We start from the raw sequence: 17,838 nt of genomic DNA, 5'->3' as shown, positions 1-17,838 counted from the left end.
GGACACCCCCACCCGGTCAGCCGGCCTCGTCGGCGAACGGCACCAGGACGGTGCCCCGCTCGTCCGGACCGTCAAAGAGGATCGCCCGGTCGGGGCGCACCTGCCACTCGACCGGCCGACCGAAGACCGCGGTCAGCTGCACGACCGGCACGTCCAGCACGGCCACCGCAGCCAGCTTGTCGACCTCGCCCGCCGGCTCGAACAACGCGGCGAACGGCGGCACCGCACGCCACCAGCCCAGCAGATGCCGCCCCGCCGGAGGCCCGTCCCGCAGAAGCGACCGCAGCCGGTCCACCGGCAACTCCCGAGGACCAGGCCGATCCAACCCGAAGACCACCAGGTACGTCGGCAGGTCATCGGCTGTGTCCGCGAGCAGCGTCGGAAGATCCACCAACTCGGCCGCATGCCGGGTCGCCAACTTGGCCGTCAACGCCTCCGCCAACGCCCGGGCACCCGGGTCCGGTGCCGCCACCAGAAAGCGGGCGCCGCCCGGTGCGTGGTGAGCCGACGTGCTCCGGGCTGCCGTCGCCAACAGCCCGCCCGCCGGGGCACCCGAACCCAGCACCGCGAGGTTGCGCCCCGCCGCCGGCCCCAACGGCACGGCGACCGTCGACCGGGCCACGTCCACCGCACGGCCCAGCAGCGCGGCCGGCCCGCGCGCCTGCCCCGCCAGCGCCGCCCGGTGGCGCGGATCGTTGGCCAGCAGGGGGCGGGCGTAACCCGCGAAGACCACCGGCGGCGCCGACCCGGCCGGTCGGGCCGCCCACAACTCGTGCCGCAGCTGCTCCACGACCTCCGGATGATCCTGCGGATCCGGGTGACGGATCAACCGCTCGTGACCCCGGATCGCACCCCGCGGACCACCGAGCCCGCCGGCCGTGTTCACCACCGCACTGCCCACCGGCAGACCGGCCGCCGAGTCGTTGGTCGGCTCCAGCACCGGGCTGCCACCCGGCAACGCCACCCGCACCGGGAACTGCCCGAGCACCGAATCCCGATGACCAGCATCCGCGCGGGCACTCAGCCCCAACTCGCCCGCGCCGGCCAACACCAGGTGCACGCCGTACGCCCGACCCGCCCGGGCCAGCCCATCCAACTGGGCGGCCACCTCGGCGGCCAGCCGGTCCCGTTCGGCGAAGAGCAGCGGCACATTGTCCACCACACAGACGATCCGCGGCAGCGGCTGATGCTGACGCAGCTCCGCGAAGCGTTGCCCCCCGGCCCGGGCACCCGCCTCCGTGCGGCGCTGGACCTCGGCCGCCAACTCGTCGAGCAGATCCCGGACATACTCCCGGTCGGCGGCCATCGCGGCCGCCCGCACCTGCGGCACCCACGACCGGTCCCGCTCAGTCTGCAGAAACTCCACGAAGGACTCGCCGTCGCCAAGATCCGCCAGGTAGAACGCCAGGTCATCCGGGCCGTACCGGGCCGCCAAACCGAGCAGCGCGGTGGTCAGGAACGCGGCCCGGCCCGCGGCGGACCGGCCACTCACCAACCAGTGCGGGGTCAACTCGGTGAAACCCAGCGGCACCGACCGGCCCCCGGCGTCGCCGACGATCGTGGTCAACCCGTCGGCCGAATCCGACTCCCACAGGCGATCACCCGTCGGCGGCAGCAGCGCGGCCAACGCCAACCGGGAACCCGCCTCCACCTGTTCGGCGAGCCGCCGACAGACCGCGTCGACCAGATCCGCCGGCGGGTCCGACTCGACGAAGACCGGCGAGTTCAAACCGCCCGGCGGATCAGCGCCCGGCCCGGCGAACGACGCCCCCGGCGGATCGCCGAGCAGCGCGTACGCGTTACGCAACGCCAGCGGCGTGGCACGCGGCAGCGGTGCCCGAGCCGAGAACGGGCCCGCCGGCGGCCAACCCGCCACCACCAGGTGCAGCCCGGCCGCAGGCCCCTGCTCGGCCAACGTCTCAATACGCGCCAGATCACTCGGGCCGGTCGCCTCCGGCAACGCCGCCACCACCAGCAACAGTGTCCGATCGTGACGGCGTCGCCCACTCGCCCCCGGCGTGACCCACTGCTCCGCCTCGGTCAACACCGCACGCAGACCCGCCACGTCCACCGCAGGCGGCGGCAGCAGGCCAGCATCCCCCAGCGCCCCGAACGGCGTCAGCACCGCCCCGGTGGCGTCCACCGCGCGAATCAGCAGCGCACCCGCCGGTGCGGCAGCCAACAACCGCAGGAGTACGGCCCGGAGCAACCCCGCCACCCTCGGCTCCCGGGCATCCGCGTCCACGCTCAGGTGACCGGTGCCGACAAGTGGCACCAACGCGGGGAAACGAGCATCGTCCAACGGCGCCGCCGTGCCGACCCGAACGAACAGCGGCGGACCATCACCCGCCGGCGCGTCCACGGTGAGCGAGTCCAGTGCCGCGCCCGACCAACCCGGAGCCAGCAGAGCGGCAGCCGTCCGCAGTCGGTCAGCCACCTCGTACTGACGGCGCTGATCAGCCGGCGCCGGCCGCGTCTCGTCCAGGATCCCCGCAGCCGCGGTCGCGACGGCCGTGGCCCGACGATGCAGGGCTGCGGCGCGGTTCGTGCGAGCCTTCGGACCGGCCACCGCGTCCACCCCCTCTACCCGAGGTTGGCAACCCCTCCCCAAGCAGAGACGGTATCCCAGCCGAGGGCGCACCTCCGGGAGGTACCTCGGCGCTGCGCCGGTGATGTCGTGGATCTCACCGGTGGGGAGGGGTCCGTCACGATCCGCTGGATCTGAGGCATTGGCTCCGGAGCGTCCACCCGATAACTTCAGGAGGTGGAATCAGTGCAGCCCCCCGCCGGTTCCCAGGTCTCCCGCGTACCGGCCCAGCGGACACCGTCGGAGCAGCTGCCGCCCGCCCCGGTGCCGCCGGCACCGCAGCCGCCACGCCGCCGAATGCGGACAGTGCTCACCGTCGTCGCGGGTGTGCTCGCCCTGCTCTGTCTCGGCGGGGTCGCCACCGCCTACGTTTGGTACACCCGCGCCTCGGCCCCCGACCGCAGCGCACCCGACGTGGTCGTGGACAACTACCTACGCGCGTTCCTCGTGGATCGCAATGACACGAGAGCAGACCTCTTTACCTGTGAGAGCGGGGCCGACCTGCAGGCCATTCGAAACTTAAGAGCTGAAATTGAGCAGCGTGAGACAAAATTCGGCGTCACCGTGCGAGTTAGTTGGGGGCAACTGACTCGCACGCCGTTTGGTGAGGCAGAGTCGGTCGGCGTCACGCTGACCATTTCCGGGTCTGCCGAGGGCGTTGTCCGAAGTAGCCGCCGAGAAGACTGGACGTTCACTGTCGTCGAGGATGGCGAGGCTTGGCGAGTTTGTGGCGGCACGCGAGCTGGCTGACGTCATTCAATCCACAGGAGATGAACCGGAACCTCCAGCGTGCTGGGTGACTGGCCGCGCCAGGCCCAGCGGTACCACTCCACCTCCGGTGTGATCCGCACGCAGATGTCCCCTTCGGCTCCCGAGTAGGTCTCGGTGACCGCTCGAAGGTCCCGGTGCTCCAGGCCGCCCTCGACGTGCACCACCCGCCGCCCGGTCACGGCGTCCGCTTCGAAGACCGGTGTCGGGGTGGGATGCGTGGGACCGTCCAGCGAGACCAATCGGATGCCGGTGTCCCGGACACTCTCCACCCCTGGTCGGTTGCCGACCGTCTCCACCCAGACCCGCTCGACCGGCACCAGCGGCGCGAACACCTCGACCTGCTCGGCTTCGGCCCGGTACCACTCGTGCTCGGGGATCACCGGTACGTAGGTCCGGGCGTTCTGCACCACCCGGTCGTCGGCGCGCAGGTCACCGCGCCAACCCATCCCGGGCAGACCGACCAGCACCCGTCGCCCGCGCAGCTCGACCCGCTCCGTCGCCGGGACGATGGCAAGTGGCCTGGGCGGCTGCGGTGCCCAGTCGGGCTGGTCGGCGAACGGGTCGGGCAACGGTCCGGTCATGCCCGCGGTGGCCTCACTCGGCGGCGCGCAGCGGGGCACCCCGCTCGCGCATGAACGGGACCGGGTTGACCGCGCCGGAGGCGCTGCGGTCGTTTTGCAGGTGCACCTCGAAGTGCAGGTGCGGGCCGGAGGAGTTGCCGCTGCTGCCGACCTTTCCGATCACCTGACCGGCCGTTACGATCTGGTCTTTTCTGACGAAGGGCTGGACAACCATGTGGCAGTACCGGGTGATGTAGCCGCCCGCGTGCAAGAGGTCGACGAACCAACCACAGCCCCCCTTGCCGGGGAATCCGTCCACGTTGCAGTCCTGGCGGCCGCGGTGGTCCTCGTCGCAGGTCGACACCAGCACCCGGCCGGTCGCTGCCGCGCGGATCTCGGTGCCTTTGGCCGCGCCGATGTCGACTCCGTTGTGGCTGGGTCGGCTGGTGGTGCGGAAACCGGAGCCGACTCCGCCGGGGATCGGCGCGGTCCAGCCGGAGGCGGCGATCTGGCCGCGCTCCGCCGCGTCGCACACCGCCTTGCCGTTGATCTCGACGGTGCGGGCCGCGCCGCCGGCGAGCGCGTCCACGATCCGGCTGGCTACCTCTTCGTGTTTGGCGTACGCGTCCGGGTAGGCGCTGACCTGCACCCGCTGCGCGACCACGGTCAGCGGTTGGCGCTGCCAACTGCCTACCTTGACGAGCTTCTCGTAGAACTTGCGGGCCGCGTACGCGGGGGTCAACCGCTCGGCGACCGTGCCCCACCCGGGCCGTTGCTGGAACAGGCCCAGCGAGTCGTGGTCCGCGCCGACGCCTTCGTGCGGCAGGGCCAGGGACTCGGGCACCCCGCTGTTGGCGAGATTGCGCAGGGCCGACTCCTGCATCGCGGTGGCGAGGGCGATGACCCAGCCTCGCGAGGGCACCCCCATGTCCTGGCCGACCTTGATGATGATCGCGGCATTGCGGACCTGGCTGTCGCCGTACTCGCTGAATCGCGGCAGCTTGCCCGCGATGTTCACCGCTCGGACCGGTCCGCACTCCGGGCCCGCCAGGGCCCCGGTTTCGGCGTCGTCGCCGCCGAGCCCGGTGAGGAAGAACGCGGCGGTGCCGCCGGTGCAGCAGAGCAGGAGCAGCATCCCGGTGAGCGCTGCGGCGATCACACCGAGCCGGAGGGGACGGCGGCGGGTTTCGGCGCTACCAACGTCGCTCATGACCGCTCCCAGTCCAGAACGTCGACCAGCCAACCATCGTCGGAGGTGACCAACTCCAACCGGAGTCGGCCAGCATCAAGGGGGAGCAGCAACTCGACGAACGTCTCGGTCCGCTCCCGCATGGTTGGCGGACCGGTGACCTTCTCGGCGGGCACACTCTCGGGCTCGGCGCCGGTCAGCTTTTCCTTCAGCGCCGGTGTGGAGAGCGGCCGTAGGCCAGCCTGCCAGTCTTCGGTGGTCATCCCGGGGCGGCCCAGCCAGGCTGCGGCGAAGCGGTCGGCGGTCTGCTCGGGGGTGCGGGCACCGGGCGACGTCACGGGTGACGGCGGAGCTGCGCTGTTGAGCAGACCGTCGTCGCCTGCCGTGGGATCGACGGTGATGATCGGTCCATCCGGGCGGCTGCTCAACCCATCCGCCGAATCAACCGGGTTGCCGATCAGCCGGGCCGTCCCGAGCACGCCGACGACCACCACCCCGATCACCAGTGCAATGCCCAGCCGGGACCGCAGCGCCCGGGTGAAGAGGAATTCCAGCGCCCGTCGCATGGCCGTCACCTTGCCTCAGAGCGCACCCGAGGTCCGGTGCGATCCGGTGCACGTTCTGCGGAGCCGGGACGGTAGACCACGAACGACGGGTTCTCCGCCGGTACATCCGGCTCGGTCCAGGTCGCCGGCGCTCGGCGTCGGGGCTGCGGAGCGACCGGGCGGCTGCGCCCTCTACCCTCCTGCGCCGGTGTCTCGTCGGGCCGCTCTCGACCGTCGGGCCGTGCGGCGTCCGCGCGCCGCCCTTCGGCCGCAGCGGTTGGCACCGGGTCCTCCCGCCGCGCCTCCGGTCGTAGCCGGGTCTGCGCCGCTTCGGGTGACCGTCGACGTCCGCCCACCGGTTCGGCGGTGCCGCCCGGCTCAGCCACGTCCAGCCGCGCAGCGGTCCGCATGTCGCGGAAGAACCGACGGTGCCAGGAACCGGCCGAACTGACCGCCTCGCTACTGTCCTTGCCGCCGAGTTGGGTGATCCGCCGGTACGGCCGCAGCAGCAGCCATCCGACCACTCCGCAGAGCCAGACCAGCACCACCTGAAGCCAACCCGGCAGGGTGGGGGTACTCATGATCAAATCAACCGCGAACAGGTAGATCGCTGCGCCAGTGCCGAAGATGGCGATGTTGAATACCGCAGCGACCACGGCGTTCGCCAACCGTCGCAGGCCTGCACTGGCCGGCCGGAGCAGACCAATGGTGCCCAGGATGGGTGCCGCGATCACCGCCCACCGGAAGATTAGGAAACCCAGCAGGACCAGCAGCGACGCGGTCAGGTCGAACATCGCGAAGAGTACGGCCGCGAGCACGGCGATGAACCCGGAGCCGATTCGGTCCATGTCGCGAGATCCCGTCAGAAACTCGTACGCCTCCGGGTCTTCGGTTTCGATCTGCTCCGCGACCGTCATCCATTGTTGCTGCTTGGCCTTGATCGTCGCTGCCCGGGTTCCCGGGTTGGCACGTAGCTTCTCGGCCTCCTCCCAGGAAAACGCCTTAGCGTCGTACAGGGCGGGGCCATACTTGCGGGCAGTCTCGCTATCCGCCGAGCCGAGCACTCCACGCAGCCAGTTGCGGTAAAGCATGGCCTCGGTGGCAGTGTCGCTGGCCCGAACGGCAGGCGGCCGATTGTCCTTGCATGCCTTGGGATCCGGATCATCGCACTGATCAGGCGGGGTGTCTCTGGAAGCCGGGCCTATGGCGTCGTGCACGACGCCGAGGGAGGTGATCAGGGTGCCGTCGGCGATGTTCGCCGACTTGACCGGCCAAGCGGCCAGCGCCGTGACCGCGACCATCACCAGCAATGCCCAGCCTGCGGTGGTCATCGCATTGCTCATGTCCGACTGGCGGGAGCGCCAGAGCAGATAGAGGCCCACCACGCAGAGCGTGACGATTCCGAAGACGCTGAATACCTTCTGGTAGATGGCTTTGGTGGCCTTTTCCACCAGCGGGTCGGCCCAATCCCACATCGAGCGAGGGTCCCAGGCCCGCTCCCGCAGGGCGTTCGAGGCACCAACGACCGCCGTGGCGATCATGAGCTCACCGTTGGCGACGGTGGTGGTGAACTTGTAGTCCGGGTGGAGGACAGCGGAGGCACAACCACCATCCGGTCGATAAGTGTTGAAGCTGTAACCGCCGTAGCCGTAGTCGCTGTAGATGCCCTTCGGCCCGGGCAGCTTGGACGAGTCTGGGCGGGAGGCGAACCAGCCGGCCAGGCCCGAATCCGGGGCGGACGGTACGGGCGGCTTCCGACACTCGATCTCCCCCTCACCGACCTGCTTCAGCTTCCCTACGCAGGCGCGGAAGTCGGCTTGCCATTCGGCGGTGGTGCAGAGGTCGGCGCGGGCCTGGGCGGTGGGCGGTGCGGCGGCTGCGGCTTCCGCTCCGATCAGTGGCCAGGTGAGGGTGGCCCCGGCCAGTACGCCGAGGGCCAGCAGGAACGACGTGATCCTTCCCCGTAGCCCAGGGCCTGGGCCACGGCGCTCCGCCTCGGCTCGACCGAGGACCCTGACCCAGGCCCTAGCCATGTCACGCCTCCAGATCCGGCAGGGGGATGCTCGGCAGGACTCCGGCCGCCGCGGCGATCGCGGCGGGCGTTGTGTCGAGGTGGTCCAGCAGCCCTTCGACGTACGAGACGTCGACTCGGACTTTCTGTACCCGGCCGTCGACGTCGCGCATCACGAATTCGCGGAAGCCGAGGCGGGAGGCTGAGTTGGAGTCGGCGGCGGAGAGCGAGGCGAGCGTGGCCTCGTATCCGTCGTTGACCGGCACCCGCAGCAGCCGCAGCGCTTCGGAGGCGATCTCGGTGTCTTCGGCGATGCGGCCGACGAAGACGGTGGAGACGAGGTTCTGCACGTCGAGGCCGAGGATGTCGCGCGGGTTCTGCGAGGCGACCAGCGCGGCGAGGTTCCACTTGCGGGAGTCGCGGGCGAGCCGGACCAGGAAGGAACGCCCGGACCGCCAGCCCTCCATGAAGTGCGCCTCGTCGAGGCCGACGAGTTTGCGGGACGACATCGAGCCGCCGTAGCAGCGCCGCACGGCGAGCCGGTGCGCGGTGTGCAGCATCGGCAGGGCGAGCGCCTCCTCGGCTGACCAGTACTCCCGTTCGATCTTGAGGTCGGGCAACCGGAGCCCGGCCATGGTGATCACGGTGAGTGCCGCGTCGGCACCGAGCAGCCCTTCCGGTGGTCGGCCGAAGAAGAGCATGGCCAGCGGCATCTCGGCGGTGTCGAGCAGAAGGTTGGCCAGTTCCTTGCCGGCGTCGTCGTCGAGGCGCCCGAGGCAACTCACCACGTCGTCCAGGGTGGAGGTCTCCTCGGCGGGGACCTGGCGGACGGCGTGGCGGAAGAGGGTGGCGGTCGACGCCTCCCGGGCGACCTGCGGCGGGACGAGCATCATGCAGATGTCCTGGACCAGCATCCGCCGCTCGGCGCGGGCGTTGGAGACCGCGATTTCGAACTCCCGGTCACCGGCGGCCCCGGTGCCGAACTCGGTGCGCAGGGGTGTCGGGATGAGCGAGTAGGGCGCCAGGGTGCCGTGCTCCGAGCCGGTCAGGTTCAACACCCGGGAGTACGGCCGCAGCTCAGGCATCGCGCAGAGGCGGGCCAGCGGGCCGGACGGGTCGAGCAGGGTCACCTGGACACCTCGGCGGGCGGCCAGGTAGCCCAGGGCACCGAGCAGTGTCGACTTTCCACCGCCGGGCTCGGCGACGAAGACCGCGAGCCCGGAGCGTTCCCGGACCTCCATGGGGAAGTGCAGGTCGAGGAAGACCGGGCGGCGGCAGGTGCCGGCGGTCCGGCCGATCAGGTCGCCCCGCCGGTCGCCGACGTTCGATGCGGCCTGGGGCAGCGCGGCGGCGAGCAACGGCACCGGCATGCGGCGGACGTAGCCGGTGTTGGCGATCGGTTCGCCGGGGATGAATTCGCGGGCCAGCCAGTCCTGGTTCTTCGGGTGTTGCAGCGAGATGCGCAGCTCTCGGGAGTAGAGCTGGATGAGCCGGCGGGCTCGCTCCAGGCATTCCTCCCTGGTCCGGCCGCCGACCGCGATCCGGTGCCAGCCGTGCGCACGGGCCGAGTCGACCGGCAGGCCGGTGGTCATCTCGTCGCCGATCACCAGGGCGCGCTTGGCCAGTCGTTCCAGCTCAGGGGGCGCGTCGATGCCGTGCTCGGCGTAGTCGAGCTGTTGCGAGCGGATCATCCGCAGCCGGTGTTCGAGATTGCGGAAGGAGTCGCCGGAGCCGAGGATGTCGACGCGGGTGGAGATCTCCATCGGCCAGGGCAGGCGCTCGTGAAAGTGCAGCCAGGGCTCGTGCCGTTCCGGGATCTCCAGTGGCTCCATCCGGCCGACCGCGAGTACGGCGACGTGCCGCTCCTCGCCGGTCATCCGATTGACCAGCTTGACCGTCGAGCCGTACGGGGTGCGGTAGCGCTCGACCTGTTCGGTCATGGCGAGCAGGTCACCGCGTTCCCAGCGCCCGTCGGTCACGGGGGAGAGGGTGCTCGGCGGTGACATGCACAGCGCCACCGAGCGGTAGAGCAGCCACTCCAGCTCCTGGGCGGTGACCCGCCGGCCGCGCATGCCGAACGCGCCGAGCACCTCGTCGAACTGTTCCACGGTGCGGCCCAGCTTGCGGCGTTCGCCGTCGGCGGTGCCCCGGCCGAAGGTGCGTAGCAGCCGCTCGGTGAGCGAGTCGCCGAGGGAGCGGCGGGCGAAGGTGACGCCCAGGTAGGTCTGCCCCTCGGCGTGGTTGACCGCCATCAGGTGTCGTTGGGCGGCGACCAGGTGATCGGCCCAACCGATGGTGCCGGGTACGTCGGGCAGCGGCGCCGCGGTGTGGGTGTCGATGGTGCGTGCCCACTCGTCGGCGGGGAACGGCCGGGTGGTGCGGCGCAGGTGCAGCCGGAAGCCGGCCAGGCCGGCGTACTGCTCGGAGATCGCCGACAGCAGCGCCTCGCGTTCGGCGTCCGGCCGGAACGCCCAGCGGACCTCGGGTAGCCAGTACCAGGCCGTGACGGTGTTCGGGGTGAAGGTCAGGTGGCCGGCGATCTCGGTGATGGCCAACTCGACCGACGGGTCCCGATCCCCGAATTTGATCTTCGGGGCCCGAACCCGGGTCGGCTTGATCGGTCGGTCCGGGCGGCTCGCGGCACGCTGGCGGGGTGCGGCGACCTCCTTCCCGGTGGACGCGGCGCCAGTGCTCCTGGACCTCTCCGAGCCGGTGGCCCGCCGGGCCGTATGCTCCAGCGCTGGCCGCTCCGAGGCGGTGATGCTGGCCGGCTGCTCGGCCGGTGCCGGATGAGCCACCGGTGTGACCGTCGGCCGGGCTGCGTGAGGTGCCGGCGTGGCCGTGGGTCGGCTGCCCGGCAGGGTGCCGGCTGTCCGGCTGGCGGGGCCGGTGGTCGTCGCTGAGGAGCCACGGCCAGTGGACGGGTCGGGCTGGTCCGGCGGGCGCAGCATCGGCCGTCGATCGCCGGCCTGATGCGGCACCCGGGATTCGCCGCCTGCGTGCCGTGGTTCGACGGGTCGGCCACCGCCGCCGGGCTGGTCGGCGGGTGTCCACGGGGGTTCCAACTCGGGAACCGCACGGGCTGGCGTCGAGCTGACGGCGGGTGGCGGCTGGCGGGGGATCGCCGGCTGCTCACGGCCGGCCGTGCCGGTGCCGGGTCGGGCTGCGCCGCCGAAGAGGTCAAGGAAGGGGGAGTCGATGTCGGCGTTATCGCCGGCCGACACGGCGGTGGGCTCGGCTGCTGGCGTCCGGCGGGACACCGGCCGGGGTGCCTGGAACACGCCGACGGCACCGTGGCCGGGCGACGTCACCAGCGCGGGGTCGAGGGCGACCTCGTCCTCGTCCTCGGTGTAGTCGAATGAGTGCGCACGGTGACCTGCCGGCGCGCCCGGGCGGCCGGCCGGGGATCCCGGCGTGGAGGAGCGGCTCATGCGACCGCCTCGACGGATGTGGGCAGAGTCCTGCCCGCGCCCTGCGACGGACCGTTCGACGTACGTCCGGTCATGCCAGCTCCTCCCGAATCCTGATCCGGCTGCCGACCAGGCGCGGATCACGCTGCTCGACCGCCGGCTCCCGGGTGCGTCGCCAGTCGGTCAGCGCGGTGCGGATGACCACCCGCGCCGGCCGGTCGGGGTCGACGTGCCGGAAGATGAACGACGTGGTCACGATGGCGAGCGCGATCTCCCAGGCGGGGAAGAGCTCGACCGTCAACGTGAACAGCCAGTGGATGAACATGTAGAGGGGGACGAGCAGCATGAAGAGCCCGTACTGGGCGTAGGGCAGGTGGACCGGAAGGGTGTAACCGGGCGGCCCGAGGTAGACCAGGCGGGCCCGGTAGATGTCGTCGTCGGTGCGCAGCCGCATCTGGTGAACGCGCCTATTCGAAGATCAGGTCGATCAGGTAATCGCCGACGAAGAAGAGTGTCGCGGCCCCGGCGATGAAGGCGAGCCCGACGATGGCGATCGCGGAGCTGGTCAGCACCTTGGAGATCTCGCCCCGGCTGGCCCGGCCGATGAAGATGACGCCCAGGACGGCGAGCAGGATCGGCGCGATCTTGCTGGCGAAGAAGGTGACGACACCGTTGGTGTCGATCCCCTTCGGTGCCGGCTCGGCGAGTGGAGCCGACGCCAGGGTGGAGAGCGCGTGGGCGACGCCGGACGACGCCGTCTCCATGAGCTCGAAGGCGATCACTGGAACCTCCCCATAGCGCGGCCGGCGGTGCCGCGGCGGTGCAATAGGCAAGCCTGGCGGGAAAAGTGCTCCACAGGGCAGGGCGTTCTTGACCCTGTGTTCGTTACTCACCACAGAGGGTGGCGAGGTTTGGGCGGTTTTCCCCCGCTTCGGCCCTCCCTCCAAGCTTCGCCATCTCGATGCTGGCCAATTCCAAAGCGTACGGGCCGCCCCGGATTGCGACAAGCCGCGAAGGGGCTGCCCGATCCTGCCCGGATGACCGATCGTACACCTGTTCTAACAAGCACGTCAGGAGGGCCGACCCGGGTCGGTGGGCACCGCCGCCCCGACCGGTACCGTCTAGTCGTGACCGATCTGGTGCGGGCTTCGGGCCCGGTGGTGATGGGCGTCCTCAACGTCACACCGGACTCCTTCTCCGACGGCGGACGGTACGCCGACCTGGACGCCGCCGTCGGACACGGCGTCCGTCTGCGCGACGCTGGCGCGCACCTGGTCGACATCGGCGGCGAGTCGACCCGCCCGGGCGCTGCCCGGGTCGACGCCGCGACCGAGGCCGAGCGGGTGTTGCCGGTCATCCGTGAGCTGACCGCGGCCGGCGTGGCGGTCAGCGTCGACACCAGCCGGGCCCGGGTCGCCGAGGCCGCGCTCGCGGCCGGCGCGGCGGTGGTCAACGACGTCTCCGGCGGCCTGGCCGATCCGGACATGGCCCGGGTGGTCCGCGACGCGCACTGCCCCTGGGTGCTGATGCACTGGCGCGGGCACTCCCGTGGGATGCGTGAGCTGGCCACCTACACCGACGTGGTGGCCGATGTCCGGGCCGAGTTGGCCCAACGGATCGACGCGGCGCTGGCCGCCGGGGTGGCTGCCGACCGCCTGATCGTCGACCCCGGTCTCGGCTTCGCCAAGACGGCCGCGCACAACTGGGAGCTCAGCGCCCGCCTGCCGGAGCTGCTGGATCTCGGCTACCCACTGCTCTTCGGGGCCAGCCGCAAGTCGTACCTCGGTGGGTTGCTCGCCGCCCCGAACGGCACTCCGCGACCGACCGCCCAGCGGGAGGCGGCCACCGTGGCCACCAGCGTGCTGGCGGTCGCCGCGGGCGCCTGGGGCGTCCGCGTGCACGACGTGCGGGCCACCGCCGACGCGCTCGCCGTCTGGGCCGCGACCGGCAGCCCCCGCCTGGCCGCACCGCCGCGCGATCAGAGACCACCGCAACACGATCATGAGCAGGAGGTACGGCGATGACGCCGGACCGGATCCAGCTGACCGGCCTGCGGGCGCGCGGCCGGCACGGGGTGTACGACTTCGAACGCGCGCAGGGGCAGGACTTCGTGGTCGACGCCGTCCTGGAATTGGACCTCGGCCCGGCCGCCAGTAGCGACGACGTCACCGCCACCGTGCACTACGGCGAGTTGGCCGAACGTCTGGTCGCGGTGGTGACCGGCGAGCCGGTCAACCTGATCGAGACCCTCGCCGACCGGCTCCTCGCGGTCTGCCTCGCCGACCCTCGGGTCGACGCGGCGACGATCACCGTGCACAAGCCGGAGGCGCCGGTGCCGCACACCTTCACCGACGTGGCGGTCACGATGACCCGGCGGCGTACCCGGTGACGCGGGCGATCCTCTCGCTCGGCAGCAACCTGGGCGACCGCCTGGAACACCTGCGTACGGCCGTGGCCACCCTCGGCGACGTCGTGCTCGTGCGCTCCGGGGTGTACGAGACTCCACCGTGGGGCGACACCGACCAGCCCGCGTACCTCAACGCGGTGGTGCTCGTGCAGGACGACAGCGCGACCCCGCGCGACTGGCTGGAACGGGCCCGCGACGCGGAACGCGCGGCCGGCCGGGTCCGTGACCCGCAGCGTCGGTTCGGGCCGCGCACCCTGGACGTGGACGTGATCGCGGTCTGGGGCGACGACGACGAGCCCGTGCTCAGCGACGACCCGGAGCTGACCCTGCCACACCCCCGAGCGCACCTGCGCGCGTTCGTGCTGCGTCCGTGGATCGACATCCAGCCGTACGGTCGGCTGCCCGGTCACGGCTGGCTGACCGATCTGCTGACCACCGGACCCGCCGCCGACGAGGCGTTGGAACTGCGTCCCCGGCCGGAGTTGGCGTTAGAGTCGACGGCATGACCGAGCGGAACCGGCCGGCATGACGCAGGCGAAGCCCCCACCCCGCGGGTCGGGCCCGGACGGCTCCCGGATGGGCCCCACCCGGATCTCGACCCTGGTCGTGGCCGGGCTGGCTGCGGCGGCGCTGGCCTGGCTGCTGATCAGCACCCTCTACTACAGCGGCATTCCCCGGCTGCCGTGGCTACCGGTGGTGACGCTGGCCGGGCTCGCCGTGCTGGAGGCGTACGCCGCGATCAACACCCGGGCTCGGATCGAGCGCAAGCCCGGCCGCGACCCGGTCAACCCGCTGATGGTGGCCCGTTTCGTGGTGCTGGCCAAGGCGTCGGCGCTGGCTGCGGCGATCTTCGCGGGCTTCTACGCGGGGCTCACCGGCTGGCTCTTCGTGGAGACCACCCGCGCCGCCCTGGACGATCGGCCGGCCGCCGGCGGGGGCCTGCTCGCCTCGCTGGCCCTGGTCGGCGCCGCGCTCTGGTTGGAGCGCTCCTGCCGGGTGCCGGAACGCCCGGACGACGAGCGCGAGCAGGACCCACGGGAGAGCCGCCCCGGCCAGCGCTGAGCAGGGGGTTACGCCCGGCTGCGGGCGCGGGTACGGTGCCTGCGATCGGAGAGCAAGGGCCGCCCAGGGTACGTCCGCGGGCCGGACGGGACGGCCGGGCCACTGGGGAGGCGGCGTCATGGCGTACGAAGAAGCGGGCCGGGACCGGTTGGCCGAACCCTCGTCGGGGGTGCCGGCCGCCGTACTGGAGAACGTCTTCGACGACCCCACCCACGGTGAGCCGGGTCGGGACCGCATCGGCGTCCACCTGGGGTGGGAGCTGTTGTTGCTGGCCGGGTTGGCGGCCGTGAGCTGGCTGCTCTGGCAGGAGAATTCGGCCGCTGTGCGCGACGGCAACCTGCGTACGCTGCTGATCGACGCGGTCGGGCTGGGGTTGCTCGCGCTGGCTGCCGGGCTGAGCCTGCGGACGGCCGCGCCGAACCTGGCGATCGGGCCGATCGCGGTCGCGGCCGCCCTGCACTATGCCGAGCAGGGTGACCGGGGCCTGCCGGTGTCGATCGGCCAGGCGGTGGCGGTCGCCGCGGTGGGCGGGCTCGCGCTGGCGCTGGTCGTGGTGGTGCTGCACGTGCCGGGCTGGGCCGCCAGCCTGGCCGGCGCGGCCGCCGTGGTGGTGTACATCGAACGCCGTTCGGCACCCGTGCTGATGCAGGGCGACTACGACCCGACCGGCAGCGCCGGGTACCTCTTCGCCGGGTTCGCCGCGGTGGCGGTCCTGGGTGGGCTGTTCGGCGCGGTCCGCGCGATCCGCCGCCTCGTCGGCCGGTACCGGCCGATCGCCGACCCGGCCCGCCGACGGGGCGCGGCGGCCGCCGTGGTGACCGCCGTCGCGCTGATCATTTCCACGGTGCTGGCCACGCTCGGCGGCGTGCTGCTCGCCGCCAACGACCCCGGGCCGGTGGCACCCACCTCAGGGCTGGACGGGACGGTGCTGGCGATCGGTGTGGCTCTGCTCGCCGGCACCAGCGCGTACGGTCGCCGAGGTGGTGTGTTCGGCACGCTGCTGGCGGTCGGCCTGGTCACCGTCTTCCGGGTGTACGCGTCGGAGCGCGGCTGGACGCTCAGTGACTGGGTGGTCGGCGGGGCGGCGCTGGGCGTCGGGCTGCTGGCCACCCGGCTGGTCGAGACGCTCGGGCGGCCCCGGTCCGGCAGCCCCGACAAGCCCGAGCCGGTCAGCGACGGCACGATCAGCTCGGGTTGGACGATGCCGCAGCCGCAGTCGGTCGACAACTGGCCGCCGACGCTGCCGACCCAGGCCGCGCCCCAACCGGTCGACCCGTGGCGGGACCCGCGCTGGGAGGACGGCCCTCGGCGGTGGGACACCGACGAGCGGTGAGCCGTGTCGCGTCCGCCGGGCCGCAGCTGATCTCGACCGTTAGGCTCGGCGACATGACCGACACACCTGCCGCCACCCCCGGCGGAACCTCGTTCGAAGAGCTTGACGCGCTGTCCACCGAGGAGCTGCGGGAGCGGGCGTTCGCCCGGGCCCGGGAGCGTCGGGACGTGGGGTTCTACTGGTCGGTGATCCGCCACCTGCCGAACGCGGATGAGGCCACGGTGCTGGACGGCGCTCCGAACTCGATCGGCCCGACGATCGACGAGGCCAACGCGCTGTGGCGGGAGCTGACCGGCCACGGCTACGAGGAGTCGGCACCGCTGCTGCGGGCCGCCTTCATCGACTACCTGCTGAAGCACTGAGCCGCTCGGGGCAGCCCAGGTCGGCCCGGGTCACCGGTTCGCGGCCTGGGCGGATCGCGTCGCTCATCCGCCGCTCCGGCCCGGTCAGCCGCTACGGCACGGCTGCCGGCACCGGCGCGCTCGCCGTGTTGCTGCTGGTCGGCATCTGCGGCAGCCCGGCGTACACCGGGTGGGCGGTCACCCTGACCGACCCGGAGTCGGCGGGCGCGTTCTACGCGCGCCTGCTCGCCTGGCCGGCGTGGCGGCTCGACGCGGACGGGCAGGCCGGCGGGTTGTTCGCCGCCGACCTGCGGGCCGTGCTGCTGGTGGTCCTCGCGGTGGCCCTGCTCTACCTGTTGCCCGCCGCCCAGGTCGCCCGGGTGCCCGGCCCGGTCAGCCAGTTCTTCTCCGGCTGGGCCGCGTACGTGCTGGCCGGCGGGCTGGCCGCCGTGCTGGCGGTGCTGCTCGGACCGGCACCGTCACTGCTGGGGGCTCTCCAGGACGCCAGCGCCGGTGCCGGCTACGGCTTCCTCACCGGTTGGATCATCGGCATCGCCAGCCTCGGCGGTCGCGCCTGACCCGGCCGAGACGGGGCCTGCGACCAGCTGAGGCGGGTCAGCTGGTCGGGCGGCCGAGGTCGAGGAGGCGCTGCCGGGTGAGCGCGCCCACCGGCCGGCCGGCCTCGGTCACGAGGAGCCGGTCCCGACCCGAGGTGAGCAGGGCCGCCAACGCGTCGTACGCGGAGCCGTCCACCGCGACGGTGGGCAGGTCCGGTGCGGCGTCCTCGGGCACCGGCTCCAGTGCCGCCCGGTCGAGGGGGGTGACCGCCAGCCGGCGGATGCCCCGGTCGGTGCCGACGAACTCCTGAACGAACGGGGTGGCGGGTGCGCCGAGCAGCGCGGCCGGGGTGTCGTACTGCTCCAGGTGCCCGCCCGCGGAGAGCACCGCGATCCGGTCACCGAGTCGGACCGCCTCGTCGAGGTCGTGGGTGACCAGCACGATCGTCTTGCGCACCTCGGCCTGAAGGCGCAGGAACTCCTCCTGCAGGCGGGCCCGGACGATCGGATCGACGGCCGAGAACGGCTCGTCCATCAACAGCACCACCGGGTCGGCGGCGAGCGCCCGAGCCACCCCGACCCGCTGCCGCTGGCCACCCGACAGCTCGTGCGGATAACGACCCCCGAACTCGGTCGGGTCGAGCCCGACCAGGTCGAGCAGCTCGTCGACCCGCGCCCGGGTCTGGCCCTTGGGCCAGCGGAGCAGGCCCGGCACGGTGGCCACGTTGGCCCGCACCGTCTGGTGTGGAAAGAGGCCGACGTTCTGGATGACGTACCCGATGCGACGGCGCAGTCGCACCGGGTCGACGTCGGTGACATCCTCGTCGCCGAGCGTGATGCGGCCGGCGGTCGGTTCGATCAGGCGATTGATCATCCGCAGCACTGTCGACTTGCCGCAGCCGGACGGGCCGATCAGCACCACCAGTTCGCCGGCGCGGACATCCAGGCTGAGGCCCCGGACGGCCTCGGTGCCGTTCGGGTAGCGCTTCTGGATGCCCTGTAGGGAGATCGATGCCGCGCGAGGGGATTGGGCCACGTCGGCAGCCTCCGGGGTAACGTCCACGT

Annotated in this window: 17 protein-coding genes; 8 read left to right on the top strand and 9 right to left on the bottom strand. The window is 72.0% G+C overall.

Annotated elements, in window-relative coordinates; genetic code table 11:
* Positions 1-16: 16 nt before the first annotated feature.
* Complete coding sequence (locus tag EV382_RS23915) at positions 17-2,578, bottom strand: FtsK/SpoIIIE domain-containing protein (RefSeq protein WP_130405365.1); 2,562 nt, start codon at positions 2,576-2,578, stop codon at positions 17-19.
* A gap of 195 nt (positions 2,579-2,773) precedes the next feature.
* Between EV382_RS23915 and EV382_RS23910 the strand changes: the two genes are divergently transcribed.
* Positions 2,774-3,337, top strand: a complete 564-nt coding sequence (locus tag EV382_RS23910; RefSeq protein ID WP_130405363.1) for a hypothetical protein — start codon at positions 2,774-2,776, stop codon at positions 3,335-3,337.
* Between the two features lie 2 nt (positions 3,338-3,339).
* On the opposite strand, the gene EV382_RS23905 is transcribed toward EV382_RS23910, so the two are convergent.
* From EV382_RS23905 to EV382_RS23875, 7 genes are all read right to left on the bottom strand, one after another.
* Positions 3,340-3,939: a hypothetical protein gene (locus tag EV382_RS23905; protein WP_130405361.1), complete on the bottom strand. Its 600-nt coding sequence runs from the start codon at positions 3,937-3,939 to the stop codon at positions 3,340-3,342.
* 13 nt (positions 3,940-3,952) lie between these two features.
* A complete protein-coding gene (locus tag EV382_RS23900; RefSeq protein ID WP_130405359.1) occupies positions 3,953-5,128 on the bottom strand; it encodes a M23 family metallopeptidase in 1,176 nt (391 codons plus the stop codon).
* Positions 5,125-5,682, bottom strand: a complete 558-nt coding sequence (locus tag EV382_RS23895; protein WP_130405357.1) for a hypothetical protein — start codon at positions 5,680-5,682, stop codon at positions 5,125-5,127. Before EV382_RS23895 ends, EV382_RS23900 begins: the two co-directional genes overlap by 4 nt.
* The gene (locus EV382_RS23890) at positions 5,679-7,685 is read right to left on the bottom strand and encodes an MFS transporter (protein ID WP_244236801.1); all 2,007 of its coding nucleotides are present in this window, start codon (positions 7,683-7,685) and stop codon (positions 5,679-5,681) included. Before EV382_RS23890 ends, EV382_RS23895 begins: the two co-directional genes overlap by 4 nt.
* 1 nt (position 7,686) lies before the next feature.
* On the bottom strand, positions 7,687-11,094 hold the full coding sequence (locus tag EV382_RS23885; protein ID WP_130405355.1) for an ATP-binding protein: 3,408 nt from the start codon (positions 11,092-11,094) through the stop codon (positions 7,687-7,689).
* A 70-nt stretch (positions 11,095-11,164) separates the two neighbouring features.
* Positions 11,165-11,527: a hypothetical protein gene (locus tag EV382_RS23880; protein ID WP_053654782.1), complete on the bottom strand. Its 363-nt coding sequence runs from the start codon at positions 11,525-11,527 to the stop codon at positions 11,165-11,167.
* A 13-nt stretch (positions 11,528-11,540) separates the two neighbouring features.
* Entirely contained in the window at positions 11,541-11,855 is a 315-nt protein-coding gene (locus EV382_RS23875; RefSeq protein WP_053654780.1) for a hypothetical protein, read from the bottom strand.
* A gap of 345 nt (positions 11,856-12,200) precedes the next feature.
* Between EV382_RS23875 and folP the strand changes: the two genes are divergently transcribed.
* The 7 genes from folP (at position 12,201) to EV382_RS23840 (ending at position 16,794) form a co-directional block, all read left to right on the top strand.
* A complete protein-coding gene (gene folP, locus EV382_RS23870; protein WP_130405353.1) occupies positions 12,201-13,097 on the top strand; it encodes a dihydropteroate synthase in 897 nt (298 codons plus the stop codon).
* Positions 13,094-13,462 (top strand): dihydroneopterin aldolase, encoded by a 369-nt coding sequence (gene folB, locus EV382_RS23865; RefSeq protein ID WP_130405351.1) that lies wholly within the window; start codon positions 13,094-13,096, stop codon positions 13,460-13,462. The genes folP and folB overlap by 4 nt, the downstream gene beginning before the upstream one ends.
* Complete coding sequence (gene folK / locus EV382_RS23860) at positions 13,459-13,986, top strand: 2-amino-4-hydroxy-6-hydroxymethyldihydropteridine diphosphokinase (protein ID WP_130405349.1); 528 nt, start codon at positions 13,459-13,461, stop codon at positions 13,984-13,986. The genes folB and folK overlap by 4 nt, the downstream gene beginning before the upstream one ends.
* 19 nt (positions 13,987-14,005) lie before the next feature.
* The gene (locus EV382_RS23855) at positions 14,006-14,542 is read left to right on the top strand and encodes a DUF3180 domain-containing protein (RefSeq protein ID WP_130405347.1); all 537 of its coding nucleotides are present in this window, start codon (positions 14,006-14,008) and stop codon (positions 14,540-14,542) included.
* Between the two features lie 118 nt (positions 14,543-14,660).
* Positions 14,661-15,875: an ABC transporter permease gene (locus EV382_RS23850; protein ID WP_130405345.1), complete on the top strand. Its 1,215-nt coding sequence runs from the start codon at positions 14,661-14,663 to the stop codon at positions 15,873-15,875.
* 53 nt (positions 15,876-15,928) lie between these two features.
* Entirely contained in the window at positions 15,929-16,237 is a 309-nt protein-coding gene (locus tag EV382_RS23845) for a hypothetical protein (RefSeq protein WP_130405343.1), read from the top strand.
* Between the two features lie 125 nt (positions 16,238-16,362).
* Positions 16,363-16,794, top strand: a complete 432-nt coding sequence (locus EV382_RS23840; protein WP_341870173.1) for a hypothetical protein — start codon at positions 16,363-16,365, stop codon at positions 16,792-16,794.
* A gap of 37 nt (positions 16,795-16,831) precedes the next feature.
* Here the strand turns inward: EV382_RS23840 and EV382_RS23835 are convergent, their stop codons facing one another.
* A complete protein-coding gene (locus tag EV382_RS23835; RefSeq protein ID WP_425271926.1) occupies positions 16,832-17,836 on the bottom strand; it encodes an ABC transporter ATP-binding protein in 1,005 nt (334 codons plus the stop codon).
* Positions 17,837-17,838: the final 2 nt, after the last annotated feature.

This window comes from Micromonospora violae (assembly GCF_004217135.1).
Classification (GTDB): Bacteria; Actinomycetota; Actinomycetes; order Mycobacteriales; family Micromonosporaceae; genus Micromonospora; species Micromonospora violae.
The sequence above is the reverse complement of the archived record's forward strand: the minus strand, read 5'-3'. Positions and strand labels throughout refer to the sequence as shown.